The following is a 26,512-nucleotide window of genomic DNA, read 5'->3' on the forward strand; positions in this document are numbered from 1 at the left end:
TGAGTCCCTGTCAGGCGACCTTCACCGTAACCAGCTTTCCCTTCTGGATCTGCTCATACCGGAAGAAAACGCCCTCTACATCGCCGTTGGCGGCAAACTCGCACGGACCGCTGGCTCCGTCGTAATTGCACTCCTTGCCTTCAGCCAGCAGCTTCATTCCGTCGGTGGCGTTGTCAACGATCACCCCAGCCTTGTCTTGAGATATCTTTCGGATGTTGTCGCGAATGGCAGTACCACTGGCGTCGCCCTTTGCGTGCGCGACGGCCAGCGCAAACAAATTCACGTGGTCGTATAACTGGCAGGAGTAGGTGTCCAGTGAAGGCACCTTCATCTTCTCGATCAAGCGCTTGTACGCTAGCGAATCGACCGACGCTGAAGGCACCAGCGAATAGGTTCCATCACCTACCCCGCCAGTCAGCGCCTCAAGAAGCTTCTGATTGACGCCAAATGACAGGCCCATTGCGCGCCCATCGTATCCCGCCCGATACAGATCTTTCAGCACTACGGCCGTGTCTGGAACATACCCGCCCAAAATGATCATGTCCGGTTTAGCGCGCAACGCTTGGTCTACTTCCGAGCGGTAGTTCGCCTTTTTGTCTTCGTAGATCAATCCGCCCATCTTGGCGCCTGCGGCGGAGACAATACGCGTGATGTTATCGATATAGGACTGCGCAAACGGCGTCTGAGGCCCCATGAAGAAGACGCTTTTGCACTTTAGCTCCACTGCGTATTCCGCAAGGCGCGTCCCTTGCAACGTCGTGGTCGGCGAGGTGCGGAAAATATAGCCCTGATGAGGAAGCTGGGTAATGCTGTCGGCGCCGGACGAGGTGGCGAGCACCACCTTGTTCTGCCAGCAAAGCGGTGCAATCGCCGACGTCACCGACGATGCATAACTGCCACCGATGGCGACCACCTTGTCCACGTCAATCAACTTTCTGGCGGCTCGCACTGCCGCCTCGGGATTGCTTTGATCGTCTTCCAGCAGCACTTCGATGGGACGCCCCAGAATCCCGCCACCCGCGTTGATCTCTTGCGCGGCAAGCTGCGCCGCGCGGCCCATGGTTGCGCCGAACTGGCTGGTTGCGCCAGTCAGGGGAACGACCATCCCAAAACGAATAGGCGATTGTGATTGCGCGAGCAACACCTTCGGCAAACCGAAAGCTGCAAGACCCAGACCACTCACTGCCAAGAACTGCCGACGGAACTTGTCCATTTTTTTCCCCTTGCTGTCTTCATTTAGTGGACGGTCTTTCCGCCCAGAAACAGTTGCCGCATTTCCGAGTCTTGCTTCAGCTCGTGCGCGCCTTGATCTCGGGCCTTTCGACCGGCAACCAACACGATGCCGCGCGTCCCGTACTCAAGCGCCAGTAATGCGTTTTGCTCAACCATGAGGATCGCCAGGCCACTGGCTGCCAGCTCACGGATCATGATCAGGATTTCGGTGGCCGCCTTCGGCGACAGCCCTGCGGTAGGCTCATCCAACAGCAACACCGCCGGATTCGTCATCAGGGCAATGGCAACAGCCAGAACCTGCCGCTGGCCTCCGGACAGCATCCCTGCCCTATCCTTGAGACGGCCTTTCAACATCGGAAATCGGACAAGCTGCTCGTCCATACGTTGTGACAAGCCTCGCTTTAACAGGTATCCGCCAAGCTCTAGGTTTTCACGTACGGTCATCGCGGCAAAGACGTTGCGCTCCTGAGGAACGAACCCCATCCCTGCCCGGCACGCCGCTTGAGCATCCCCCGCCAGCAATGGCTCATCGCCCAGTACCACCCGGCCTTCTCTCGATTTCAGCAGGCCCGCAGTAAGCTTCAGCAGGGTCGATTTTCCAGCCCCATTCGGCCCGATAATCACCGCCAGATCTCCGGGGGCAACAAACAAGTCGATTCCCTTGACGATCTGCTCGGCGGGCGCGTATCCGCCCTTGATGTCTTGAAGCGATAGAGTGGTCATTGCACCGTCATCCCGAGATAGGCTTCCTGCACTTCGGCGTTTGCGGTCACCTGCGAGAAAGTTCCCTCTGTCAGGAACTTCCCTTCGGCCATGACGACGACGTGATCGCATAGCTGTTCAATCAGCGCCATTTCATGTTCGATCAGCAGGATGGTCATACCCTTTGCGCGGATGGCATTCAGGTGTTCGCCGATCTGTTCTACAAGAGCGGGATTGACCCCGGCCATCGGTTCATCGAGCAAGATGAGCTTCGGTTCGGCCATTAAGGCCCGGCCGATCTCCAGCAGTTTTTTCTGTCCGCCGGACAAATCCGTAACCAGGTTGTCCAACACATGACTTAGCTTCAAACCGCGCGCGGTTTCGAACGAACGCTCCCGCAAAGCCTGCTCCTGCGCGTGAACTTCCGCGCCACCCAGCAGGCCCCGAAAGAACGTCTCGCCGCGCTGATCCCGCCCGTACAACATCAGGTGTTCAAAGACAGTCATGCGCACGCAGCCGCGGGCGAGCTGGAACGTTCGCACAAGACCAAACTGCGAGATTGCATCTGGCCTGGCGTACGTGATATCGATACCGTCGAAATGCACGGACCCACTGGTCTTTCTCAGCAGACCCGATATGCAATTGAAGAGCGTCGTCTTTCCGGCTCCATTCGGACCAATCAAACCGGTAACGCCATGGGCCGCCACGTTGAAAGAAGCCCCATCCAGCGCTTTGAGTCCGCCGAAATGGCAGCGAAGCGCATCGATCTCAAGTAGCGGCCGAGCGATAGTCGGACTGGCAGGCGCGATGTTCACGTGGCCGGCCATATCAGAACACCTTGGCGCCGGCCGGCACATCGCCGTCGACAGTCAGTAGCCGCGTCGCTCCTTGTTCAACATCGACACCCATGACGAGGACTTCCGACATGAAACCCGCGATGCGGCGGCCACCCAAATTGACAGCACAGATCACCGTGCGGCCAGTGAGCTCTTGCGGGGTGTACTGATTAACGTATTGCCCGCTGGACGTCTTGACGCCAAGCTCGCCAAAGTCTATCCACATTTTGTAGGCGGGCTTTTTTGCCGCGTCATTCAATTCGACGCGCTCAATCCTGCCAACGCGGATATCGACTTCCTGAAAGGCCTCATAGACGCTCACGGCTTGCTCCTTTGCTCTCAAATATCTAACGATGAGCAAAAGATAGCTGGCGGGGCTTTTAAGCGTCTATGTATGAAAAGTAGGAGATTCCGCTTGGGTTTTCCGTTGCGGGACTTACCCTTACTCGGTCAAGCGCATCAATGCGATAGCGACCTGCAATTCGAATCTAAGCGATTGATTTTCCAACGAAACCCCTAGTGCAGATTCGATCCGCTCCAACCGATATCGCAGCGTACTGATGTGCACACCCAATCTTCGACTGGTACCGGCCAGTTGAAAGCCTTCCTGACATAAAGCTTCCAAGGTCTCCAACAAGGCTTCGGACTTTTCACCCCGCAGAGGGCCCAACCGCTTTTCGATCAGCAAGGCGCGTGCATTGGCGTCGCCAAGCAGGGCCTGAGGGAACATCACTTCATCGAAGTGATGAATTCGCCCCGGTTTGAGCAGGTCCGCCAAAGACTGCACATCTGCCCCGCCTAAAGTCATGCCCTCTGCGCCGCGATGCGGCCGGCTGACGCCCATTGCGGCGCCCTTGCTTCCTAGCTCTCGCCAAAGCGGCTCCGGGTCGTGCTTTTCCGAAAGCAGGAACGTAATTTGATTCAGTGACACGAACAACAGCGCCGGCTCGTTGATCTGGGCAAGATACTGGCGAAGACGTTGCACCAGCCGCTCCAGCCGAATGAGACCATCGCGCGAAAGTGGAAGCGGCTCATCCAACAGGATCAGGCAGACACGATAATTGGCGTCAGGGTTCCATCCGTTGATGGCGGCGCGATTGCGGGCCGTGGGCATATCCTCAAAGCGGCCCTCCAGCAGCGAGCCCACGAATGCGTAACCCAGGCGTTCCTCTTGGCTATGCAATGCGCGCTGATGCGAAATATGCAGCGCCGCCACCAGTGCGGCATGTTCCGTGGCCCGCACATCCAGCTCCCCGAGAGGAACCTGCTCTTCGTCCAGCCAAATGATCGCCGCCAATCCGCCACCGATACGGACAGGGCATCCCAGACGCTTGGCTTGTCCCAACTCGGCAACGGGTTCCATGACGACAGGCGAAATACTGTCTTGAATCCGCTTCAGGCCGCCCGTCTTATGCAGTGCAACGATGTAATCCCTTTCATGCGTCCGGTCGTCCTCGGACTCGTGCGTGCCTCCCAGCAGCACCCCTTCCTGATCCACAAAGGTCACTTTGCGCTTGAGCAGGACGGATAGAGCTTCAGCAAGATCGGTCAAGCTGTGAGCACTGACGGCTGCATTGGTCAACGCGATATGGATTTCCTCGATCCGTGCGAGGACCTGGCTCTTACGCCGGATCAACAACGTGTTCAGCTCTTCAGTGACGGAACTGAACGGCACCTCCCAAGGTAATTCCAGCAGCGGGAGGCCTAGTTCTTGCGCCGTGGTCACCGCAGCCGGGGAAAAATGCGCGATGAACTGCGGCACCGCCAGCACGACACCGGCCAGCCCCGCAGCGTGCAACGCGCGCACCATAGCGACGGAATCCTGATCGTCCTTTGGCCAGTTGTAGCCCGTGGAGAGCAACAGATAGCCGGGCTTTACCCATCGCTCAATATCCGGGTGGTCCACCATATGTACCCAGGTGAACTCGTTCAGAAGCCCCTGCTCCCCCGCCACCACAGTGGCATCACGCAGGATGGTGGATGCTAGCGCCTCGGCTATGTTCATTCGGTTTACCCTTTTTACTTGGGTTAAGACTAGCCGCCTTCGCCCAATATGGCGTCGGCAAAAGCGCTCATGCTGGGGTACTCGGCATCGGGCGCGGCCACAGCAGATGGCGTGGCGCCTTGGCCAACCTTGTTGTGCCTGCGATTGATCCAGACAGTGGCCAGGCCCAGCTTCTTGGCCGGCACATGGTCGTGAAACAGGCTTTCGGCCACATGCAGCACCTTGTTTCTGGACACCCCGATGGACCCCAAGGCCAGGCGAAAGTTGTTCAGCGACGGCTTGTAGCTGCGCGCCAGCTCTGCCGTGACGATGTAGTCGAACTCCACTCGCAGCTGACGATTCGACATCGCAAAATGTTCGTCATCACAGTTCGTGATCACAGCCAGTTTGAAATGCTTCTGCAAGCGCAGCAGCGCATCGTGCGAATCCTCGAAGGCAGGCCAATCCCGCACAGACTCCACAAATGCCCGCAACTCCGCATCGACAGGCTTGAAGTTCAGGTCTCGACCGATCCGCACCAAGGTCTCGGCCAAAACGTCGCGATATGGCAAGTAATCTCCTGCGCCGACCTGCGCCTCGTGATGCGCAAACAATTGCAAAGCCTCACTTTCCGTTCGCTCGACGCCATGCGCCCGGAAGACTTGCTGTAGTGCATCATTGAGACCGGTCTCCCAGTCAATCAACGTTCCATACACATCGAAGGTCAAGACCTTCGGCTGCATCTTCAATCCTGGTAATTCGCATTTCATATGCCTGCCTCATTTTGCAGTTCTACGCATCGCATGCCACTGCCCTATCCTTTAGTAGACCTCGCCCCTCGAAAGCCGTGAGACCCGACAGGCGCCGCAGGTGTGACAACGGCAATCGCGGACCGACCTCAGTCAATTCTGATGAGGTGGCATCTCGCAGCACCACGAACAATGCCGACCCATCGTCGTCCGACCGAACCTCCCGGGGTTGATCCACATGCACGCCCACTGACTGGATGAGTATTGGGTCGGCCGACTGCGTCACTCGGACGATGCCCTTTATTCTAAGGACTCGATCACCAAAATAGCCGATTAAATTTTCCAGCCACTCTTGCAGGAGCATCCAGTCCATCGGAGTATCGTAGGTAAGCTGATAGACGGAGATTCTGGGATGGGGTTCGGTAAACAGCCCGCTGCTCCGATGCCGCAGCTCGCCAGATCTGAGAGCAGTCGGAAGTTCATTTGTTGAATGAGACAGGATGTCTGCGTCTTCCAGGGAAAAGGCCGACCTGAAACGCTCGCCGCTGTTTGCCGCAGCACTCACCCTTCCCAGCGGCGCCAAACCGGCCGCCGTTCGCCGCGCTCGCTCCAGGGTCTCTGCATCAACCAGATCCATCTTCGTGATCACGACGACATGTGCGACGGCAAGCTGCGAGACCGCTTCGGCAAAGCTCTCGATTTGGCGGTCGATTTCCAGGCAGGAATAGGTACAAACGATTTTCACGCGAAAGCGCCCTGCTCCCAACGTCGCCAGGCTGCGCACGATAGGCGCGGGGTCGGATATACCGCTGCATTCCAAGATGAAACGGCGAAATGGAGTTCCCCCCGCGCGCCGCCTGTCTTCAATCAAGCCTTCGATGGTGTCGAGCAATTCGTTGCCCAAGCTGCAACAGACACATCCATTGGCCAGGCGCGCCAAAGTCAGGTCCCCGGCCATGGCCAGCACGGCGCCGTCGACGTTGATTTCTCCGACATCGTTAACAATAACTGCCGTGTCTGTCGCCTGTGTTGACTCGAGGTAGCTTGATATCAACGTCGTCTTACCGCTACCCAGGAATCCACACACCACGATGAAATCCGCCGCCGATGGGGTGTGCATACGCTATTCCCCTTTTGCTTGGGCGACCATCTCTTTCACCTCTTCCAGCAACTGGCGCGGATCGTAGACCACGCCACCCTTGATGACGTGTCTGAGGCCATTGGTCCAACTGGCGCCATTAGTCTGGTCATCAAGCCTTAGAGCCCCTGTTCCATACAACACCTTGTAGTCATCCAGCGGGTTGACGTCATGCACAAGCAGGTCTGCGCGCTTTCCTACCTCGATGGAACCGGCTTCGTCAGCAATTCCCAATAGTTCGGCACCGGCATAGGTGGCGGCGCGCAGCACTTCCAGTGCGTTGAATCCAGCCTCTTGAAGCAGCTCCAATTCACGAATGAATCCAAAACCGTAAAGCTGAAACATAAAGCCGGAATCACTGCCTGCGCACACGCGGCCACCCAGGTTCTTGTAGTCGTTCAGGAAGGTCATCCACCGCCTGAACGAATCCCGCCAGTTGACTTCATCCGACACCGACCAGCGATACCAATAAGCGCCGTGACCACCCCGCTGGGGTTGGAAGTACTTCCACAGCGTCGGATGCGTGTAGGACGCGTGCCAATCTGCATTGCGGGCCCGCATCAGATCGCGGTTCGCGTCGTAGACGTTCATCGTAGGCACGAACGTATGCCCCGCCTCAAGAAAGGCGTGCAGGACTTCGTTCCATTTGGCGCTGCCCGGTTGCGCTGCCTGTTGGAAAGTGGCGCCCGCAGCCGAGAACCGCAGATACTCGTCGTTGTAGTCGTAGCCCTGCGAGAACTTCTGAATCGTGGCGCCCTCCATCAGCGCCTCAGGCAAGCCATACATGTGTTCGGAACTCGTCAGGCCCCAGTTCGCTGTCGTCAGGGAATTCATACGGCTGACGGAAAGCGTGGCATGGTGGCAGCAGGTAGGCAGCCCGACCTCTTTTGCAGCCGCCAGCGCAGCCTGCATGATGGCGGGTGGCGCGCCGAAGAACTTGACGCCATCCGCGCCCGCCCTCGCAATGTGATGCATCCAGTCGCGCGCGGCGGCGGGCGTGTGCACGGTTTTCAGATAGTCATTGGTGGCCGGGAAGTAGGCATAGGCATGGATATGGGGTGCGGCAATCTCATTCGCGTGCGATGCCTGCTTCTGTTGCAGCGTCCAAGCCAGCCCGTTGAAGCTGCCTGCCTCGCGTATGGTGGTAACGCCGTGGGCGAGCCACAATTTGTACACGTAGTCAGCGGCGGGCATTGGACCGTTCGCCCCGTGAAACGGCGCGCCAATGTGGGCATGGCAATCAATGAAGCCGGGGGTAACGAACTTGCCATGGCAGTCGATGTCCACATCGCCAGAAGCCGGCCGCCTCGCGGGTTTGATCGCCATCCCCGGCTTGCCGACGCTCACGATGTCGACAATTCTGTTGTTTTCGACAACGATGTCTACCACGCCCCAGGGCGGCGCGCCGGTGCCGTCGATCAGCGTCGCACCTCGCAAGACGATCCTGTCGTATGGACCCGCTCCGCTGTCCCTGCCCGTTGCGGGCGCAATGCCGTGAAGCCCGTATTTGCCGAAACCGGCGACGATTTCTTCCCCGATATCAACTGCTTGCGCCACCCTGTTCCCCTTGAAAGCGCTAGGCCCTGAGGGCCTCATTGTCGGGAATGTAGCGAGCTTACAGCCGAGAGCATACCGAGGATAGATAGGAGGATTACCGCCTGAAATACTACTTTCTGCACGAGGAACCGCTACGCTCTCCGGCCAAAAGGAAGAACGAAACTTAGTGTTCCCGGATCAAGGTGGTGGAAAACTCGTAGCGGCCGGCGGGATGATGCGAGCAAGACACTTCGACAATGTGTCCGGCGTGATCCTTGTATTGCCGCAGGATGAACAGGCCGGGGGACTCCGGGGCCGCTCCCAGTTCACGCGCCACGGCCGGCGGCAAGGCGCAGGCCGAGATCGTCTGCTCGACCGAGGCAATACGCCGTCCGTAGTGTTCTTCGATCAGTTCCGACACGAGGCGGTCCGGATGTTCGCGCGCCAGCTTGCGCACGCCCTTGTAGTGGGCATCGACGTAGAGTTCGGTCCAGACCACGGGCGGTTGCCCTTCCGCGCCGCGCGTGGAAGAAAACTTCAGCCAGCGCGTGCCCGGCCCCACCCCCAGACGGACGGCCAGCTCCACATCCACCACCACTTCCTGCACCTGCCGGATGCTGCGCGGCGTGCGCGCGGCCAACTGAACCAGGTCTTCCAGGGAACGCAGCGATTGGCTGAACCCCGCCTTTGGCCGGGCGGCGGTAACGACCGTGCCGCTACCGCGGCGGCGCGCGATCAGGCCAAGGTCCTGCAACTGGCGCAAGGCGGCGCGCACAGTATGGCGGCTGGCGTCGAACTCTTCGGCCAGGGCATTCTCAGCGGGCAATACCGTGCCCACGGGATAGACCTCGGCGGCGATGCGCCGCGCCAATTCTTCCGAGATGCGGGTGTACAGCGTGATGGACATGGCAAGGGGTGCATTGAAGACACCCGCATTCTATCTGCTGCGGCCTCGATAGCTTCAACTACGGGTAATCCCCGGCGTTGACGTCCCCTTTTGCTCCTGCTTAAATGTACGTACAACTTTTTAAGAGCGTACATCTATGCCAGTCTCCGTCCTCGAATCCGCCCTATTTAAAGACATGTTCGGCACCGCCGCGATGCGCGCCGTGTTTGACGATGCCGCCACCGTGCGGCGCTATGTGGAAACCGAAGTGGCGTTGGCCCGCGTGCAGGGCCGCATGGGCATCATTCCGGCCGTGGCCGCCAGCGCCATTGAGGCCCGCGCGGACGCCACCGCCATCGATATGGACGAACTACGGATCGAAACCGAAATCGTCGGCTACCCCATCCTGCCGCTGGTTCACCAGTTGTCGCGAATGTGCGGCGCCGAAGGCGAATACCTGCACTGGGGCGCCACCACCCAGGACATCATGGACACCGCCACCGTGCTGCAAGTGCGCGATGCGCTGGCCATCATCGATGATGACCTGGCCGCGCTGGATGGCATCCTGGACGCGCTGGCGCTACGGTATCGCGATACGCCCATGGCGGGTCGCACCCACCTGCAACACGCGCTGCCGATCACCTTTGGCTACAAGGCTGCCGTCTGGCTGCTGATGGTGCGCCGCCATCGCGAACGTCTGGCGCAACTGCGCCCGCGCGTCCTGATCGGCCAATTCGGCGGCGCGGCCGGCACGCTGGCGTCCCTGGGGGACGAGGGTCTGGCGGTGCATGCCGCTTTGATGCAAGAACTGGAGCTGGGCGCCACGCCCATCACCTGGCACGTTGCCCGAGATGGCCTGGCCGAAACCGTGCAATTCCTGGCGCTGGTGGCCGGATCACTGGGCAAGATCGCCGTGGACATCATGCTGATGATGACCAATGAGCTGGGGGAAGCGTTTGAACCCTTTGTGAAGGGCCGGGGCGCGTCCAGCACCATGCCGCAAAAGCGCAACCCGATTTCCTGCGAACTGATGTGGAGCGCATCCAAAACAGTGCGCCAGCACGCTGGCCTGGCACTGGACGCCATGTTGCAGGACTTTGAACGTGCGACCGGGCCGTGGCATGTTGAATGGTCGGCCGTGCCGGAAGCCTTCGTGCTGACGGCGGGCGCCCTGCATCAGGCGCGCTTCATGCTGGGCGGGCTTGAAGTCGACACGGCACGCATGGCCCGCAACCTGGATTTGTCAGGCGGGCTGATTGTGGCCGAAGCCGTCATGATGGGTCTCGCCCCGCACATCGGCCGCCAGACCGCGCACGACGTCGTCTATGACGCGTGCCGTATCGCGGCTACCTCGCGCCGCCGCCTGGCCGATGTGCTGTTAGAGGATGCGCGGGTGACGCAGCGCCTGGATGGCGCCGCCATCGAACGCCTGTGCGATCCCGCCAATTACCTGGGGGCTGCCCCCACCATGGTGGACCGCGTGCGGGCCCGCCCTTACACCGGGCTGGCTTGAACGGACAGCCCTTTCCTGATTTAAAAAAACTACAGCAGGACGGAGACAACTCATGAAAAACTGGATGGCGGCACTGACCGTCGCGGGCGCGTTCGCCTTGCCGATGAGCGCGCAAGCGCAAGACAACTACCCCACGCGGGCAATCACGTGGATCGTGCCCTTTGCAGCGGGCGGCCCCACCGACGCCATGGCGCGCAACGTGGCGAACCGTGTGTCGCAGGAGCTGAAGCAGACAATCCTGATCGAGAACGTGGGCGGCGCGGGCGGCACCATCGGCGCGGCCAAAGCGGCCAAGTCTGCGCCGGACGGCTACACATTCCTGGTTGGGCACATCGGCTACATGGCGGCGGCGCCGTCCTTGTACGCCCGCCTGCCCTACGACCCCGCCAAGGACTTCCAGGCCGTGTTCCGCTTTCCCGACACGCCGCTTGTGCTTCTGGTGGGCGAATCATCGCCATACAAGTCGGTGCCCGACCTGATCGCCTTCGGCAAGCAGCACCCGGGCAAGCTGAACTTCAGCAACGCCGGCGTGGGCTCCACGTCGCACCTGGTGGCGGCCATGTTCGCCAGCCAGGCCGGGATCGATATCACCCCCGTCGCCTACAAGGGCGCGGGTCCGGCGCTGAACGATCTGATGGGCAATCAGGTAGACGCCATGTTCGACCAGACCAACACCGCCCTGCCCCAAACCAAGGGCGGCAAGGTCCGCGCGCTGGGACTGACTTCGCCCGAGCGCATGGCGCAATTCCCCGATGTGCCGACGATGGCGGAAAAGGCGATTCCGAACTTCCAGGTGTCTACCTGGTACGGCCTGTATGCGCCCAAGGGCACGCCGGACAAGGTGGTGCAGACCATGTATCAAGCGTGGCAAAAGGCGTTGGCAGATGAAGCGTTCACGGGAAAGATGGTGGAGCAAGGCATCCAGCTGCTTCCCCCGGACCAATACGCGCCCGCCGCCTTCCAGCAGTTCACGGCCGACGAAGGCAAGCGTTGGGCGCAGGTCATCAAGCAAGCCGGCATCACGCTGCAATAGGAAGCCGCCATCATGCGCGCCGTATCCGCCAACGACATCGAAACCAGCATCGCGACTGCCCTGCAATCCATCAGTCACACGCATCCCGCTGACTTCGTACAGGCGCTAAAGGCAGCGCATGCGACCGAAACCCATGCCCCCGCCCGGCACGCGCTGCTGCAATTGCTGGTCAACAGCAAGCTCAGCGCCCAGGCGCGGCGGCCCGTCTGCCAAGACACGGGCGTCGCGCATGTGTATGTGCGGATGGGCATGGATGTGCGGGTCCAGCATGACGGCGCCGGTCCAACCCCCAGCCTGCAAACTGTGGCCAACCGTGCCGTCGCACGTGCCTACGGCTGTGCGTCAAATCCGTTGAGGGCATCGATGGTCCGAGACCCGCTGGGCGCGCGCCGTAATACCCGCGACAACACTCCCGCCATCGTGCAAGTGGAGTTGGTGGAGGGAGAATGCCTGGACCTGACCGTCGTTGCCAAGGGCGGCGGCGGCGATGTGAAGACGCGCTACGCGATGTTGAATCCCAGCGACTCGGTCGCCGACTGGGTCGTGTCGCAGTTGCCCGGCATGGGCGCGGGCTGGTGTCCGCCGGGGGTGCTGGGCCTGGGCATTGGCGGCACGCCCGAACAGGCCATGGCCCTGGCCAAGCGCGCCCTGTTCACCCCGATCGACATGCCGGCCCTGCTGCAACGCGGCGCGCACACGCCCGAAGAACGCTTGCGAGCAGACGTTTACCAACGTGTGAATGCGCTGGGAATCGGCGCGCAAGGCTTGGGCGGTGACACCACCGTCCTGGACATAAAGGTGGCCACCGCGCCCTCGCACGCCGCTTTGCTCCCGGTGGCGCTGGTGCCCAACTGCGCAGCCACGCGCTTTGTGTCGTTCAGCATGCCCGCCGACGGCCCCGCACCCATTCCCCCATCTGAACCCGCCACCTGGGACGGCATCCCCGACGCGCTGCCCGCGCAAGCCTCCCGGCGCATTGACCTTGATACGCTGACGCCCGCCGAGGTGGCCACGTGGACGGCGGGTGAAACCTTACTGCTATCGGGCAAGCTGCTGACCGGGCGCGACGCGGCACATAAGCGAATGGCGGATTTGCTGGATAGCGGTCAACCGCTGCCGGTGCCGCTGCGTGGCCGAGCGTTGTACTACGTGGGTCCTGTCGACCCCGTAGCGGGGGAAGCCGTGGGCCCCGCTGGCCCAACAACCGCGACCCGCATGGACAAGTTCATGCCACAGCTTCTAGCGCAAACCGGTTTGCTTATCACCATCGGCAAAGCGGAGCGCGGCAAGGTGGCCGTGGACGCCATCAAGCGGCACGGCGCCGCGTACTTGAGCGCCGTAGGCGGCGCCGCCTATCTGGTGTCGCGAACCATACAGTCGTCACGCGTCGTGGCCTTTGACGATCTGGGCATGGAAGCAATCTACGAATTCGAGGTGTGCGATATGCCAGTCACCGTCGCAGTCGACTCTCTTGGCCGAACGACGCACGCTTTTATCCGCGTGAATGCTGAACACTGATTAAAAGCTGCAAACACAGCGCCATTGACTATGGCTCGTTGGCGCTTACGCAGCGTGGCGCAGAACGCTCATTGATTCAGCGCACACAAGGTTAAGAAAATCCCGAACTGGCATCGGACGGCCCAAAAGCCACCCTTGACCACGAATCGAACCTGACTGATTCAGCAAAAACTCGATCTGATCTGCACTCTCTATGCCCTCCACCACAAGCTGCAACCCTAAACAGTCCCCGAGCTGAATGATTTGCTCCAGAATTTGCACGGAAGGCAGGCCGCCGTTTTGAATATCTACAAACGACCGGTCGATCTTGATCGCATCAATTGGCCATTGCGCCAGGTGCGACAAGTTTGCATAACCACACCCAAAATCATCTATGAAAACTTTAAATCCCTGCCCACGAAGACTCGCCAGCAACTCAACGGGATTTCCCTTGGAAAAGTCAGAGGTCTCTATTATTTCGAGAGCTATGCGATTAGGGGGAACTGAAAACTGCGACGCTTGCGCCAACAGGTATTCTAGAAACGTCCCGTCTTCAAGGTCAGGTGGCGCCACATTGATCGCAATGTAGAAGCCGTCATACTTGCGCATCGCCTCCCCGCTTTCGGCCAACACAGTCCTGACAACATACCGGGTTAGCTCCCGTCCCAAGCCTAACGTTTCCGCCCAGTTAAAAAAAGTGGGAGGGCTTACCGGTCCGAGGTCGGGATGTGTCCAGCGGGATAACGCTTCCGCGCCGACAATTCGTCCTGAATGCAGCTCGCGAATCGGCTGATAATTTATCTTTATTTCATTGTGTTCCATGGCATAGAGGAGGCCGCCAGGGATAGACCTCCGATAGTGCCGCCTCATCAACAAAAAAGCACAAGCTAGCGCCGCACCAAGTATCAACCCGACCACCATTAACGTCCAAGCGGCGTACTGATAAAAGCCTAATCTATAAGCCTCCACGCAAACGCCGATCCTCGAATCTTCTGAACATATTCGTAAAGAAGGTGCGTACACCTCGTTGAGTCTTGCGGCCCCATCCTCTGTACCCGAAGGGACAAAACTCTGATAAACGTACGTGCCCTCACGATTTGAGACGAACGACTGGATGTCCGTTCGCCCACTGGAATATGCGGCGAACGCACTCGGAGAGGTGAACACAATCGAGTCGTTTGTAGCGGCGATATCGCTCAAGAGTCCCAACCTGGCGGGGTTGGCCACCTGGCGCCAGAAATGAATTCCGGATTGACTTTGGTGCGCTCCCGATGGAACAGTGGCTGTTCCCACATCCCGACCCCATACCGCGGTGCAGACGATCTGGCCCGCCTTGATGCGCCCTGCATCTGCAACGTGCCGACCAGCAAATACGACTCGGCGCAGTTGGTCCAAATCCTCGTCAGAACATGGGCCCTCAGGTGCTACAGGCAGCCCAAGAATTCGGCCACTCTCCCGCGCCACGTCTACTGCCAAGTTTCGCAACGGCACTGCGTATTCCGCTAACCGTTGCCCCTCTCGAAAGTCGTCAACCGCCGTCCCCGCCAACCATCCCACAACTGGCGCGATGAGAACCAATCCAACCACCACGGCACGACTAGCCCCCTTGCTGTAAAGCTTGCTTCCACGCATACCGCCAACCGCCCCACTTAATGAATGTCGTTCCGAGCTTAGCACTCCGATATGCGACTTCCGTAGGCCTATTCTTATTGCCTTTGTCTAAAACTAGTGTTCTGGAAAAGTTCGACGTTTACGGCAGGAATTTAAGAAAAAATTAATATTTAATCCATATCATCAACCGGCCTCGGATTCGGTACGCATACACCATGGACCCCACTGCATAGGCAGCGTTCGCAACAAGGAGAGTCACTCTTTGAGTTTGCCACGCGGCATTTCGATGGTGAAGACGGCGCCTGGCTGAGGTGATGCGTTTTGCGCGCTCACGGTCCAGCCGTGAGCGAGCGCAATCTCTTTGCAGATAGACAGTCCCAACCCGGCACCCTCCGTTGCACCCGTCTTGCCGCGCCAGAAACGATCGAAAATTTTTGGCATGGTGTCCACCGCAATGCCTGGACCTTCGTCCTGGATCAGCAGCTTTTGGCCCGACCAGTAAATGACGACAAGTGAATGCGGCGGAGCATGATGGATAGCATTTTCGATGAGGTTTTTAAGCAGAGTAAACAGGGCGCCGCGATCTGCGACCAACTCAAATGACGTCTGCGCCGGCGGGGCATCTATTCGAACTTCGTGTCGCTCTGCCAACCGTTCGAGGTATTGCACAACATCCAACAGCACCGCATTGGCATTCCACGGCTCAAACACATAGTTATGGGTTTCACTAGCTTCAGCCAGGTGCAGCAGTTGGTGCACCTGGCGGCTCATCAGGTCGATGTCTTGCAACAACACATCTCTGGCGGGGAAATCACTCAACTCAATTTCTGCCCTGACAAGCGCGAGTGGCGTTTTCAGTTCGTGGGCCGCGGCCGCAAGGAAATCTTGCTGGACGCGATATCCCGTTTCCAATCTACCCAGTGCACTATTGAAGGCAGCAATCAAGGGGCGGAGCTCTTGCGGCAGCGGGGCCGCATCGATTCGCTCGCTAAGATTGCGGGCTGAAATCTGCGAGGCGGCGGTCGACGCATCGAGCAGCGGTTGCAACATGCGTTTGAGCGTCAAGGTAATGGCTGCGCCGAAGACCAAGGCAGCAAGAATGCAGGTAACGATCACGACTTGGAGCGCGGTCTTGCTGTCGGTGACTCGCACCATGGACGTCAGGCGTTCGCTCTGAGCCATCTGGACATAAAACGTGGCGTGCGCTTGATCGATGGGCACCGTGGCCACCCGAAACTCGAAGTCGCCGTCCAATAAGATGGTGCCCACTTCTGGGGGGCCGGTCATGCGGGCGGTGAGCATCGTCAGCGCGGGGCCGGGCGCGGCAGTGATGAGCACCGCGCCCGTTACATCGAGGATGCGGAACGTGGCGTCTTTCGGCAACCCATCGAACATTTTTTCAAGGTCATCCGGGAGGTCAACGGCTACCGGATAACCAGACGGGTCGAACTTGACACTCGCGGCAATATCGAACGCATTGTCCCGCACCCCCATCTCCGCGAATGTCGAGGATTGCCAATCGACAAGGATGGCCAAGGTCATGCCCACCAGGGCGATGGCCGCTACGAGCCCGCCCACCGAAGCCAACAGAAGCTGAACGGTAAGGCTACGACGCACTTTGGGATTCTTGAAGCGCATACCCTTGCCCACGGATGTTGACGATATGTAGTTTGCTGTCAATGGCATCGAGCTTTTTTCGAATCCGGTGCATCGCCACGTCGAGGGCGTTGGGGGTGACTTCATGAAAACTCCATGCGGCCTTTTCTAGCGTTGTGCGTCGAACTGTCTGGCCTTGGGCGCGCACCAGCGTCAGCATAATTTGCAACTCTGTCGCCGGTAAGGTGATGGCCTCGGTCTTGCAAATCATGCTGCGTGATTCGGGGCGAATCTCGACATCGACAAAAGAGGCGGTAAGGCTCTGCATTTGAATGGGCCGGCGCATCAGCGCGCGCACACGGGCAACGAGCTCCTGCATGGCGAATGGCTTAGGCAGATAATCATCCGCCCCAGCCTCCAGGCCCGACACGCGATCGTGCAGCGCGTCGCGCGCGGTGAGTACCAGGCAAGGGAGACGGTTGCCGGCGCTGCGCAGCTTCTTGACGAGGTCGAGGCCGTCTCCGTCCGGCAACCCACGATCAACGATGATCAAGGTGTACTCGGCGTGGGCCACTGCATACGCGGCCTGATCCGCCCGAGTAAAGAGGTCGGTCTGGATGCCGGCCGCAGCCAAGGCCTTGACAACAAGCTGACCCAAGCGCTCGTGATCTTCAACAAGGGCGATACGATTCATGCGACGAGGTGATTAAAAACGATACATGTAACCGGCAACCACCCCCGGAATGACACTACGCTCGACCAGCGGGCTGTCCTTGATTTCTTTGCCGAGGAAGGTGGCGCCGACATCGACAAACATGGAGTGGTGCTTGTTGAAGAGATAGGTGGTTCTCAGGCCCAATTGGAAGTTCGTAGTGGCATCAGCATTGTATTGCGCGCGGCGCGGGGTGGCTTCGGCGGAAGTCACGCCAAAGTAATAGTCTTGGTACTTACTATTGCCCCAGAGTACGGCGGCGCGCGGCGTGAACACGAATCTGCCGGCGGTGAAGTTGCGTTCGATGCCCAGGTTTGCCTGCAGGCCCTTGCTGGCTGAAACGTCCTTGAGCACTTCGAGGGAAACGGTGGCGAGCGACGTTTTCCAGTTTACGGCCCCGCCGAGCCAAATGCCGGCTTTGCGCTTTTTCATCCCATCCAGGATGTCCGCATCATCTTCATCGTAGCCATCGCCCAGCGCATAACGGGTTCTGAGGGAGAAGCTGAGCTGATTGGTGCCTGCGAACTTCCAGTCCGCGGTGGTCCCGGCAAAGTGAAAACGTTCGCTGTCATAGGTGATGATGGGGAGGCCAAAGCCCTTGGTGTCGGCGCCTTTGTATGCAGGACGACTCGCTCCCCCGCCCAAACCCAAGCCCCATTGGCCGGACGAGGCTTGCGGGACATCATCCGCGTAGGAAATTTGAGGCAAGAACCCTAAGGCGAGCGCAGCAAAAAGGGACGTGTGTACAAAGGGACGAATTTGCATGGTTTTTACTCAAGGAAAGACAGGCACGCATGGTCTCCCTAGCTGTCTTACCGCACACTTACTGGTGCGAGGCTGAGTAAAAAAAGTTGGAGGTAAACGAGTCGTGCAGGCGGCTCGGTCTCAACTCGTCGCTAGCCTCCGAACGGCAATGAGCCAACATGTGGATGGCAATCCCAACGGGCGCATTAAGAAAAAATTAACAATCGTCTTGGACAATCAGTTGGTGCGCCAGCATGACGGCACCCTTGTTCTCACTCGTAATAGGTTCATTGCTATGTCATCGATCGGATCAGTATCTACTCACGCCTCGAACGCAGCCTACAGCTCGACTGCAAGGCAAAGTCACGTCAATGACACTGGCAACGCATACTCTGAGGCGATCGCCGACGCAGACCAGCACGACGCGCCAGCGATCCCTCCACTCCCGCCTGGATCGCTATCAGCGGTGGAAGATGCGCCCCAGGAAATAACTTTCAACTTTCCAGACGATCACTTTCACCATAGCGGTCCTCTGAAGATCGACGCTCAGGTTTATCGTCTGGACCAATCAAAAGGAGTCAAAATAGCTGAGCTCCCCGAGGAGATTTATCAGCAATTCATCGCGAGGCGCTCGGCGTATCTCGCCGCGATGCAAAGCGGCCTTGAAAATCGTCATCGAGCAGTTCCCTCTTCTGAGTTTCTAGCGGACCACCCCGCCATGAAGAGCTATGCAGACGTAGTAGTAGGTGGAAAAGTCGTCGCTCAGATCGACAACCAAGGCGGCGTGACAATGGGCGACAACATATGGAGCGCACAAGTAAGCACACTTCTGAACAACCCGATATTTAACGAATCTGCTGGTCGTTCGGGTCCGAATTCGGCGCAAGTCCGCGCAGAGAAGATTGCCGATCTTCTTGGCGGCCGCATAGTAAAAGCAGCAACGGCAATTACACAGCAACAGTACGACAGCCTGCCCCCTATCCCCGGCAGCTGGATCGACTACCAAGCACTCGAGGCTGATCCTGATCATGCCGCACTTCAGCAGCAATTCCTGCAACACAACAATCTGCTGCTCGAACGCGCCGAATATTTGGCGAAGCTAAAGGCTAATGGCACGACCGCATGACCGTAAACCGGGCCAGACGTGCCCAGCACGTCGCGGTTGCAAGATCAGCCCCGCCATAACTCAATGCCCAATCTCTTCCGCGAAGATTTCCGCAGCTATGTGAAACGCCGAATTGGCCGCCGGGACACCGCAATAGATCGCGGATTGCAAAAGCACTTCTTTTACTTCGTCCAGCGTGACGCCGTTGTTCGCGGCGGCGCGCAGATGCAGCTTGAGCTCAGTCTCGCGGTTCAACGCGATCATGGTTGCGATCACGAGCAGGCTGCGCGTGTGGCGCGGCAAGCCCGGACGTGTCCAGATTTCGCCCCAGGCGTAGCGTGTGATCAGATCCTGGAACTCTCGGTTGAGATTTGTCGATGACGCCAGCGAGCGGCTGACATGCGCTTCGCCCAGCACTTCGGTACGCACTACCCGTCCCTGCTCGAATCGTTCGTGCTCGTTCATGCTTGTCTCCTCTGTTGGCGTTCAATGCGCGTGATGTCCTGAGCGACTACGGATGGCGTCTGGAAAAGCGCAAGACCTATCGTGCTGGCGTGTCTTCGCCGGCGTTTCGGCCTTGCATGGGAAAGCGCGTTCGAAACATTGGCGACGCCAGACTGGCCAATCCCAGTTCATCGGCCGCCGCCAACAAGTGCGGCCCAAGTTCCAGCATGCGCGCTTCGGTCAGGCGCAAGGCCGGGCCGGCGATACTCAGCACGCCAATGGCGTCTTCGCCCTTGCGCTGTACGGGTGCCGCCATCGCGGTCATGCCCGGCGCAAACACTTCGTTGATCATTGCGTAGCCGCGTTTGCGGCCGTCGTGCAGAATTTGGGTCAAAGCTGCGATGGTTGTAGGCGCGTTGGGACCGTAGTCCTCTGGTTGCCCGAAGCCTTGCCGCGAAACCAGGTCAAGCGCCCTCTCGTCGGACATGGTCAGCATCCAGGCGTGGCCGGATGCGCTGCACGATAGCCTGGCATCCGATCCCATTTCCGGGTCATATCGCAGGCCATGGCGTGCGCCTTGTGCCTTGGCGACCCATGTCAGGCGTTCGTTGTCGACGATAGCCAGGCGAACCAGTTCACCGGAAATATCCGCCAGGCGATCCACAAGGGGCTGGGCGATATCAACGATGCCGGTCGCCGCCAGATAGCTCAAGCCGATCGACGCCACGCGTGCAGTCAATGCGTAGTCGCCGTGGTCGCGAATCTGGCGCACATAGCCGCAGCGGCACAAGTCGGTTAACAGCCGGTGAGCTGCGCTTTGGGGTATCTCCAGCTGCTGGGCAAGAGAGGCTAAGGGGACGCCTTCGGGTCTGGAGGATAAGTGCTCCATGACGGCGAGCGCACGTTCGAGGACTCCGGCCATGTCGTCTCAACAAGTAGTGGTTTGATGGATGATAACCCTAGGTGGAAAAGTATTCCACTCGGAATTACATTCCACCTCAGCGTCTTGCAAGACATCGAGACCATTCCAGAAAAACGAGGAAGGAGACAACCATGAAGACCAGCATTTTTCGCTTGGCTTTGATCGGCGCCCTATGCTCCGCCGCCATGACGGCCACCGCGCAAGATATCCAGGAACGCACGATTCGGTTTGGCCACCTTAACAACACCGACCATCCCGTAAGTGCTGGCGTACAGAAATTTGCGGAATTACTGGCCGCCAAGAGTGGCGGAAAGTTGAAGGTCAAGGAGTTCCCGGCGTCCCAGTTGGGCAATGAAATGCAGCAGCAATCGGGATTGCAAGGCGGTGTGCAGGAAATGTCAGCGCCCGCATCCACATCACTGGCGGGCATCGTCAAGGAATTCGGGCTGATCGACCTGCCCTTCTCCGTCACCGACTTTGGACAGGCAGACGCGCTGCTGGACGGTCCACTGGGTAAAGCACTGATCGCCAAACTGCCCGAAAAGGGTTTGGTCGCATTGGGTTTCTGGGATTTGGGCTTTCGCAATGTGACCAATTCCAAGCACGCCATTACCAAGCCGGAAGATTTGGCGGGCCTCAAGATCCGGGTGATTCCCAACCCGGTGTTCCTGGACACGTTCAAGGCGTTCAAGGCCAATCCGGTGCCCATGCCGTTTGCAGAACTGTACGGCGCCCTGGAATCCAAGGCCGTTGACGGTCAGGAAAATCCGTACTCGGTCATCTTGTCGAACAAGTTCTACGAGGTGCAGAAGTACGTCAGTGCGACCAATCATGTCTACGCCGCGAACATCGTGCTGGTCAGCAAGAAGTTCTGGGACAAGCTGTCTCCCGCCGAGCAACGCATCATGAATGAAGCCGCCGACGAGGCCCGCAGCTATCAGCGCAAGGTCAGCCGCGAAACCGCGCAGAAGGCCGTGGCGGAGCTTCAGGCAAAAGGCATTCAATACAACACGATCGAGCCAGGCGAAAAGGCTCGAATGCAGCAGATCGTCAAGCCGGTCATTGAGCACTTCACCGGCAGCTACGACCCGGCGATCGTCAAGCTCTACAACGACGAACTCTCGCGCATCCGCAAGTAAACGCAACGGCGTACCTATCATGAAGATTCTTGTCCTGCATGGCCCGAACCTCAATCTGTTCGGCCGCCGCGAGCCGCATATCTATGGCACCACCACGCTGGCGGAGATCAACCAGCGCCTGGCCGCCCTGGCCGGCGACTTAGGCGTCGAACTATCGACATTGCAATCCAACCACGAGGGAGCGCTGATCGATTTCCTGCACGAGAATATTGACGCTGCGCAAGGCGCCCTGGTGAATCCGGCGGGCCTGACCCAGCACGGGGTGCCCCTGCATGACGCGATCAAGGCCATGCCCTTCCCCACCCTGGAAGTCCATATGTCGAACATCGCGGCGCGCGAGGCCTGGCGCGCGCATTCGATCATCTCCCCCGCGGTGCGCGGCACCGTGCAAGGGCTTGGGCCGCATTCTTACCTGACGGCGCTGCGGGGCCTTGTCGACATCCTGCGGGAAGCCCAAGCATGAAGCGGGCGAACCTTCCTCTGATTCTTAGCGGGGCCCGGCCATGGTCTTCATAGACAGATTCATCGGAGGTGTCTGCCGCGTGCTTGAAGTGGCCATCGCCTTGTTGCTGGCGGCGATGGTGGTGCTGGTCTTCGGCAACGTCGTTGCGCGCTACGGCTTTAACTCGGGCATTACGCTGTCCGAGGAAATCTCACGCTGGATGTTCATCTGGCTGACCTTCCTGGGGGCCGTAATTGCTCTCAAGGAACGCGGACATCTGGGCATGGACATGGTGGTGGCGAAGCTGCCGACTGCGGGCAAGAAGATCTGCCTGGTGACGGGCCAGATCATCATGCTTTACATCGTGGGCCTGATGTTCAAAGGCAGCTGGGAACAGGCCGTGATCAATGCCGACGTCAGCGCGCCGGTCAGCGGTTTGCCGCTGGCCATCGTGTACGCGTCAGGCTTGGTGTTTTCCTCGTTGGCCGGGCTGATCATCGCGGTCGACCTGTACCGAGTGCTGAGCGGCAAGCTGAATGACCAGGATCTGATCATGGTTCAAGAATCCGAAGAAGCCGTGCAGCTCAAGCAAATTCTGGACGATGCGCAACAGCGCGCTCCCGGGAGAAGCGCATGACCATCGCCGTTTTCATCGGTTCGTTGTTGGGGGTCATGGCGCTGGGCGTGCCGATCGCTTTTGCATTGTTGGCCAGCGGCGTCGCGTTGATGTGGCACCTGGACATCTTTGATTCGCAGATCCTCGCGCAGAACGTGATCGGCGGCGCGGACAGTTTTCCGCTGCTGGCCGTGCCGTTCTTCATGCTTGCGGGCGAGATCATGAATGTCGGCGGGCTGTCGCGTCGCATTGTGGATCTGGCGCTGGCCCTGGTTGGCCACGTCAAGGGCGGGCTGGGATACGTCACCATCATGGCCGGCTGCCTCTTGTCCGCCTTGTCCGGCTCGGCAGTGGCCGACGCGGCCGCACTGACCGCGTTGCTGCTGCCCATGATGGTCAGCGCTGGCCACAAGAAGGAGACCGCCGGCGGCCTGATTGCCGCGACCGGCGTGATCGGCCCGGTGATTCCACCCAGCATCGGTCTGGTCATATTTGGCGTGGCGGCCAATGTGTCGATTTCCAAGCTGTTCATGGCGGCCATCGTTCCCGGCCTGATGATCGGCGGCGCCCTGTGGCTGACCTGGGCGTGGCTGGTCCGGCGAGAAAAAGTGGTTCCGCCGCCACGCAAATCCGCACAGGAAATTGCCACGGCATTTCGCAAGGCGTTGTGGGCGCTGATGCTGCCGGTCATCATCCTGGTGGGCTTGCGCATGGGCGTATTTACGCCCACGGAAGCCGCGGTGGTCGCCGCCGTGTACGCCTTGTTCGTGTCCACGCTGGTCTACCGGGAGCTAAAGCTCAACCAGCTCTATGCGGTGTTTGTCTCGGCTGCCAAGACCAGCGCCATCGTCATGTTTCTTATTGCGGCCGCCATGGTCAGCGCCTGGCTGATTACCGTGGCCGACCTGCCCGCCAAGGTCGTGGACCTGCTGCAGCCGTTCATGGGCAACAAGATTCTGCTAATGGCGGCCATCATGGTGCTGGTCATGGTGGTTGGCACGGCCATGGACATGACGCCCACCATTCTGATTCTGACGCCGGTGCTGATGCCGCTGGTGCGGGCGGCGGGCATTGATCCGGTGTACTTCGGTGTGCTTTTCATCATCAACAATTCGATCGGCCTGGTCACGCCGCCCGTAGGCACCGTCCTGAATGTCGTGGCGGGCGTCGGAAAGATGCGGATGGATGATGTCACTCGCGGTGTCGTGCCGTTCATGGTGGCGGAGTTCCTGATCATGTTCCTGATGGTGGCCTTCCCTGCCCTGGTAATCGTGCCCGCCCGTTGGTTTGGCGGCTGACCGGTGCGAACCGTCTGCGCTTCCCTGGCCGGATGACCGCCTGGGAAGCGCTTCAAAGGAGATTTTCCGCAATGACCCATCTTGCTCAATACCGGCGCCCTTTCTGGAACACTCAGCCCGGCTACCGGTTCGATCCCTACGGCTCCACACAACTGCGCTCGCCCAACGAAGCCCTGATCGTCGTACCGCAGACCTTATCTGAAATTACGGGACCGGCCTTCGGCGCCGCGTTTGTCAGGCAAGGCGACAACGACTTGACGCGTGTGGCAAGCGCCGACGCGATCGGAGAAAGAATCATTGTGTCGGGCCGCGTCCTGGACGAAAACGGCCGCCCGGTCCCCGATGCGCTGATCGAAATCTGGCAGGCCAACGCCGCAGGCCGCTATTTGCACAAGCGCGATCAGCACGACGCTCCGCTTGATCCCAACTTCAGAGGTGAAGGCAGGACGGTCACCGATGCGCAGGGCCGCTACCAGTTCAAGACGATCAAGCCCGGCGCCTATCCCTGGGGCAATCACTACAACGGATGGCGCCCGCAACACATCCACTTTTCCTTGTTTGGCCGCGCCTATGCCACGCGCCTGGTTACGCAGATGTACTTCCCGGGCGATCCTTTGCTGGAGTTCGACCCCATCTTCCAGTGCATCCAGGACGTCAAGGCGCGCAACCGGCTGATCGCGACGCTCGATTGGGAAACCACCGTGCCCGAATACGCGCTGGGCTACCGCTTCGATATCGTGCTGCGCGGCCGCAACGCGACCCCATTGGAGTAAGCCATGCTCTATCCCACTACCTCGCAAACCGTCGGCCCCTACTTGCACATCGGGCTGTCCGGCTTGAACTGTGCGGACCTTACCGCCGGCCTGCCCCACCTGGAAGCGACCGCAATCGTGATTGAAGGACGCGTCACCGATGGGCAGGGCAACCCCGTGCCCGACGGCATGGTCGAGCTCTGGCAAGCCGACGCGCGCGGTGTGTACCGGCATCCCGATGATCCCGGATTTGCCAGCGCGGAGTCCCAAAGCGCCAGCTTCACAGGGTTCGGCCGCGTGCCGACCGAGCCCGATGGGTCTTTCCGCTTCACTACGATCAAGCCCGGGCCGGTGGCAGGGCCGGATGGGTCGCAGCAGGCCCCGCACCTTGTGGTTTCGCTATTCATGAGAGGCCTGCTCAAGCACCTGTCGACGCGGATGTACTTTCCGGACGAGACGCGTGCGAATGAGCAGGATTGGATACTGAGCAAGGTGCCCGCCGCCCGCCGGGAAACGCTGATCGCGCACGACACCGGCAGCGGCATATTGCGCTGGAACGTGGTCTTGCAAGGTTCGGGCGAAACCGTGTTCTTTGATATTTGACCGCGCTGACGGCGCCCCAATCTCATGACCGTAATTTCCGGACTGACGGAGCAGATCTACTCCGATCGCGACATCATGGCCTTGTTCTCAGGAACAGGAATAATCCGCCGGATGCTGGAGGTGGAAGCGGCGCTGGCGCGTGCCGAGGGTCACTGCGGAGTAATTCCGGCAAGTGCCGCCCTTTGCATCCATGATGTCTGCCACGTTGGAGATGTTGACGGCATGCTGGACCTGGCCGCCATTGCCGACGCATCAATCGCGGCCGGCAATATCGCCATCCCTTTCGTCAAGCAATTGACGGCAGCGGTACACAGGGTCGATCCCGAGGCTGCGCGGTATGTGCATTGGGGCGCCACCAGCCAAGACATTCTGGACACGGCACTTGTGTTGCAGATTCGTCAGGTGGCATCCCAACTGGATCAGGATCTTCTGGCCGCCACAGAGGCATGTGCGCGGCTGACTGCCGTCCATCGGGACACCATCATGGTGGGCCGCACGTGGTTACAACACGCGCTACCTACGACTTTTGGCGCCAAGACGGCCGGCTGGCTACAGGCATTAGAGCGCAGCCGTTTGCGATTGCGGCAGGACGGAATTCAGGTGGCGCAGCTGCAATTCGGCGGTGCTGCTGGCACGTTAGCCAGCCTTGGCACTTCAGCCCCTGCGGTTTCACAGGCGCTGGCCGCTGAGTTGGGGCTGGCATTGCCCGCCATGCCATGGCATTCGCATCGAGACCGCCTGGCCGACATCGCCGCGACCCTTGGCGTCTTGACGGGCACGCTCGGCAAGATCGCCCGCGATATCTCGTTGATGGCTCAGACAGAAGTCAGAGAGCTGGCCGAGCCCGGCGGCCCTGGGCGAGGCGGTTCAAGCACCATGCCCCATAAGCGCAACCCCGTCGGCTGCGCGGCGATTCTGGCCGCTGCGACGCGCGTTCCTCCGCTGGTTTCGACGATCCTGTCTGCAATGATTCAAGAACACGAACGCGCGTTAGGTGGCTGGCAAGCCGAATGGGATGTCTTGCCGCAAATCGCGTCGTTGACCGGCGGCGCCCTGCGGCATCTGGTCGGAATTCTGGACGGGCTAGACGTCCACCCCCTGCGGATGAAGGAAAACCTGGACGCAACAAAGGGTTTGATCCTGGCCGAGGCTTACGCACTGGCGCTGGGGTCGCATATCGGACGTCTGCAGGCCCATGAATTGGTAGAGCAAGCGACCAAAGAAGCCATCCGCAACGATTGCTCGTTACCCGTCAGTATCCGCGCCGCCTTATCCGTCGATCCCTTGATGCGTGACTTGTTTAGTGATGAAGAGATTGAACAGTTGGGAAAGCCGGAGAATTATGTGGGCGCAGCATCGTCCATTTGTGACACGGTGCTGGCGCATTGGAAACAGAGCGTGGGCACTTAATTTTATCCGGC

The 26,512-nt window shown here is 59.5% G+C and carries 26 protein-coding genes; 11 read left to right on the forward strand and 15 right to left on the reverse strand.

The window, feature by feature from the left end:
* Window positions 1-10 precede the first annotated feature (10 nt).
* The 9 genes from RAS12_RS07105 to RAS12_RS07145 all read right to left on the reverse strand — a co-directional run bounded on the left by RAS12_RS07105 (window position 11) and on the right by RAS12_RS07145 (window position 9,085).
* The gene (locus RAS12_RS07105) at window positions 11-1,213 is read right to left on the reverse strand and encodes an ABC transporter substrate-binding protein (RefSeq protein ID WP_306946663.1); all 1,203 of its coding nucleotides are present in this window, start codon (window positions 1,211-1,213) and stop codon (window positions 11-13) included.
* A gap of 23 nt (window positions 1,214-1,236) precedes the next feature.
* Window positions 1,237-1,956, reverse strand: coding sequence for an ABC transporter ATP-binding protein (locus RAS12_RS07110; RefSeq protein WP_306946666.1), 720 nt, complete (start codon window positions 1,954-1,956; stop codon window positions 1,237-1,239).
* Window positions 1,953-2,762 (reverse strand): ABC transporter ATP-binding protein, encoded by an 810-nt coding sequence (locus tag RAS12_RS07115; protein ID WP_306946668.1) that lies wholly within the window; start codon window positions 2,760-2,762, stop codon window positions 1,953-1,955. The genes RAS12_RS07110 and RAS12_RS07115 overlap by 4 nt, the downstream gene beginning before the upstream one ends.
* Window position 2,763: 1 nt before the next feature.
* A complete protein-coding gene (locus RAS12_RS07120) occupies window positions 2,764-3,093 on the reverse strand; it encodes a tRNA-binding protein (RefSeq protein WP_306946670.1) in 330 nt (109 codons plus the stop codon).
* Window positions 3,094-3,213: 120 nt separating this feature from the next.
* Window positions 3,214-4,776 (reverse strand): PucR family transcriptional regulator, encoded by a 1,563-nt coding sequence (locus RAS12_RS07125; protein ID WP_306946672.1) that lies wholly within the window; start codon window positions 4,774-4,776, stop codon window positions 3,214-3,216.
* 29 nt (window positions 4,777-4,805) lie between these two features.
* Window positions 4,806-5,498 carry a haloacid dehalogenase type II gene (locus tag RAS12_RS07130; RefSeq protein ID WP_306946673.1) on the reverse strand — a complete coding sequence of 231 codons (693 nt, stop codon included), beginning with the start codon at window positions 5,496-5,498 and terminating at the stop codon, window positions 4,806-4,808.
* A 49-nt stretch (window positions 5,499-5,547) separates the two neighbouring features.
* Complete coding sequence (locus RAS12_RS07135) at window positions 5,548-6,624, reverse strand: CobW family GTP-binding protein (protein ID WP_306946675.1); 1,077 nt, start codon at window positions 6,622-6,624, stop codon at window positions 5,548-5,550.
* Window positions 6,625-6,627: 3 nt separating this feature from the next.
* On the reverse strand, window positions 6,628-8,199 hold the full coding sequence (locus RAS12_RS07140; RefSeq protein ID WP_306946677.1) for an amidohydrolase family protein: 1,572 nt from the start codon (window positions 8,197-8,199) through the stop codon (window positions 6,628-6,630).
* 163 nt (window positions 8,200-8,362) lie between these two features.
* Entirely contained in the window at window positions 8,363-9,085 is a 723-nt protein-coding gene (locus tag RAS12_RS07145; RefSeq protein WP_306946679.1) for a GntR family transcriptional regulator, read from the reverse strand.
* A gap of 136 nt (window positions 9,086-9,221) precedes the next feature.
* On the opposite strand from RAS12_RS07145, the gene RAS12_RS07150 reads away from it, so the two are divergent.
* The 3 genes from RAS12_RS07150 to RAS12_RS07160 are packed head-to-tail and all read left to right on the forward strand — an operon-like array spanning window position 9,222 to window position 13,128.
* Window positions 9,222-10,577 (forward strand): class-II fumarase/aspartase family protein, encoded by a 1,356-nt coding sequence (locus RAS12_RS07150; protein ID WP_306946682.1) that lies wholly within the window; start codon window positions 9,222-9,224, stop codon window positions 10,575-10,577.
* 52 nt (window positions 10,578-10,629) lie between these two features.
* Entirely contained in the window at window positions 10,630-11,610 is a 981-nt protein-coding gene (locus tag RAS12_RS07155; protein ID WP_306946685.1) for a Bug family tripartite tricarboxylate transporter substrate binding protein, read from the forward strand.
* Between the two features lie 12 nt (window positions 11,611-11,622).
* Window positions 11,623-13,128 (forward strand): fumarate hydratase, encoded by a 1,506-nt coding sequence (locus tag RAS12_RS07160; protein ID WP_306946687.1) that lies wholly within the window; start codon window positions 11,623-11,625, stop codon window positions 13,126-13,128.
* A 45-nt stretch (window positions 13,129-13,173) separates the two neighbouring features.
* On the opposite strand, the gene RAS12_RS07165 is transcribed toward RAS12_RS07160, so the two are convergent.
* The 4 genes from RAS12_RS07165 to RAS12_RS07180 all read right to left on the reverse strand — a co-directional run bounded on the left by RAS12_RS07165 (window position 13,174) and on the right by RAS12_RS07180 (window position 17,791).
* Window positions 13,174-14,739 (reverse strand): EAL domain-containing protein, encoded by a 1,566-nt coding sequence (locus RAS12_RS07165; protein ID WP_306946689.1) that lies wholly within the window; start codon window positions 14,737-14,739, stop codon window positions 13,174-13,176.
* Window positions 14,740-14,973: 234 nt separating this feature from the next.
* Window positions 14,974-16,356, reverse strand: a complete 1,383-nt coding sequence (locus RAS12_RS07170) for a sensor histidine kinase (RefSeq protein ID WP_306946691.1) — start codon at window positions 16,354-16,356, stop codon at window positions 14,974-14,976.
* Window positions 16,325-17,008 (reverse strand): response regulator transcription factor, encoded by a 684-nt coding sequence (locus RAS12_RS07175; protein WP_306946693.1) that lies wholly within the window; start codon window positions 17,006-17,008, stop codon window positions 16,325-16,327. Before RAS12_RS07175 ends, RAS12_RS07170 begins: the two co-directional genes overlap by 32 nt.
* A 12-nt stretch (window positions 17,009-17,020) precedes the next feature.
* The gene (locus RAS12_RS07180; protein ID WP_306946695.1) at window positions 17,021-17,791 is read right to left on the reverse strand and encodes a MipA/OmpV family protein; all 771 of its coding nucleotides are present in this window, start codon (window positions 17,789-17,791) and stop codon (window positions 17,021-17,023) included.
* Between the two features lie 148 nt (window positions 17,792-17,939).
* Between RAS12_RS07180 and RAS12_RS07185 the strand changes: the two genes are divergently transcribed.
* Window positions 17,940-18,896 (forward strand): hypothetical protein, encoded by a 957-nt coding sequence (locus RAS12_RS07185; protein ID WP_306946697.1) that lies wholly within the window; start codon window positions 17,940-17,942, stop codon window positions 18,894-18,896.
* Window positions 18,897-18,956: 60 nt separating this feature from the next.
* Here RAS12_RS07185 and pcaC read toward each other — a convergent pair whose 3' ends face one another.
* Window positions 18,957-19,340, reverse strand: coding sequence for a 4-carboxymuconolactone decarboxylase (pcaC, locus tag RAS12_RS07190; RefSeq protein ID WP_306946699.1), 384 nt, complete (start codon window positions 19,338-19,340; stop codon window positions 18,957-18,959).
* A 76-nt stretch (window positions 19,341-19,416) separates the two neighbouring features.
* Window positions 19,417-20,241 (reverse strand): IclR family transcriptional regulator, encoded by an 825-nt coding sequence (locus tag RAS12_RS07195; RefSeq protein WP_306946701.1) that lies wholly within the window; start codon window positions 20,239-20,241, stop codon window positions 19,417-19,419.
* Window positions 20,242-20,372: 131 nt separating this feature from the next.
* On the opposite strand from RAS12_RS07195, the gene RAS12_RS07200 reads away from it, so the two are divergent.
* The 7 genes from RAS12_RS07200 to RAS12_RS07230 all read left to right on the forward strand — a co-directional run bounded on the left by RAS12_RS07200 (window position 20,373) and on the right by RAS12_RS07230 (window position 26,501).
* A complete protein-coding gene (locus tag RAS12_RS07200; RefSeq protein WP_306946703.1) occupies window positions 20,373-21,380 on the forward strand; it encodes a TRAP transporter substrate-binding protein in 1,008 nt (335 codons plus the stop codon).
* A 19-nt stretch (window positions 21,381-21,399) separates the two neighbouring features.
* A complete protein-coding gene (locus RAS12_RS07205; RefSeq protein WP_306946705.1) occupies window positions 21,400-21,843 on the forward strand; it encodes a type II 3-dehydroquinate dehydratase in 444 nt (147 codons plus the stop codon).
* A gap of 49 nt (window positions 21,844-21,892) precedes the next feature.
* The gene (locus RAS12_RS07210) at window positions 21,893-22,459 is read left to right on the forward strand and encodes a TRAP transporter small permease (protein WP_371321294.1); all 567 of its coding nucleotides are present in this window, start codon (window positions 21,893-21,895) and stop codon (window positions 22,457-22,459) included.
* The gene (locus tag RAS12_RS07215) at window positions 22,456-23,736 is read left to right on the forward strand and encodes a TRAP transporter large permease subunit (protein WP_306946709.1); all 1,281 of its coding nucleotides are present in this window, start codon (window positions 22,456-22,458) and stop codon (window positions 23,734-23,736) included. The genes RAS12_RS07210 and RAS12_RS07215 overlap by 4 nt, the downstream gene beginning before the upstream one ends.
* A gap of 71 nt (window positions 23,737-23,807) precedes the next feature.
* A complete protein-coding gene (pcaH, locus tag RAS12_RS07220) occupies window positions 23,808-24,509 on the forward strand; it encodes a protocatechuate 3,4-dioxygenase subunit beta (protein WP_306946710.1) in 702 nt (233 codons plus the stop codon).
* Window positions 24,510-24,512: 3 nt separating this feature from the next.
* On the forward strand, window positions 24,513-25,091 hold the full coding sequence (gene pcaG, locus RAS12_RS07225; protein ID WP_306946712.1) for a protocatechuate 3,4-dioxygenase subunit alpha: 579 nt from the start codon (window positions 24,513-24,515) through the stop codon (window positions 25,089-25,091).
* 24 nt (window positions 25,092-25,115) lie between these two features.
* Entirely contained in the window at window positions 25,116-26,501 is a 1,386-nt protein-coding gene (locus tag RAS12_RS07230; protein WP_306946714.1) for a 3-carboxy-cis,cis-muconate cycloisomerase, read from the forward strand.
* The last annotated feature ends 11 nt before the right edge of the window (window positions 26,502-26,512 follow it).

The organism is Achromobacter seleniivolatilans, from assembly GCF_030864005.1.
Taxonomy (GTDB): domain Bacteria; phylum Pseudomonadota; class Gammaproteobacteria; order Burkholderiales; family Burkholderiaceae_B; genus Achromobacter; species Achromobacter seleniivolatilans.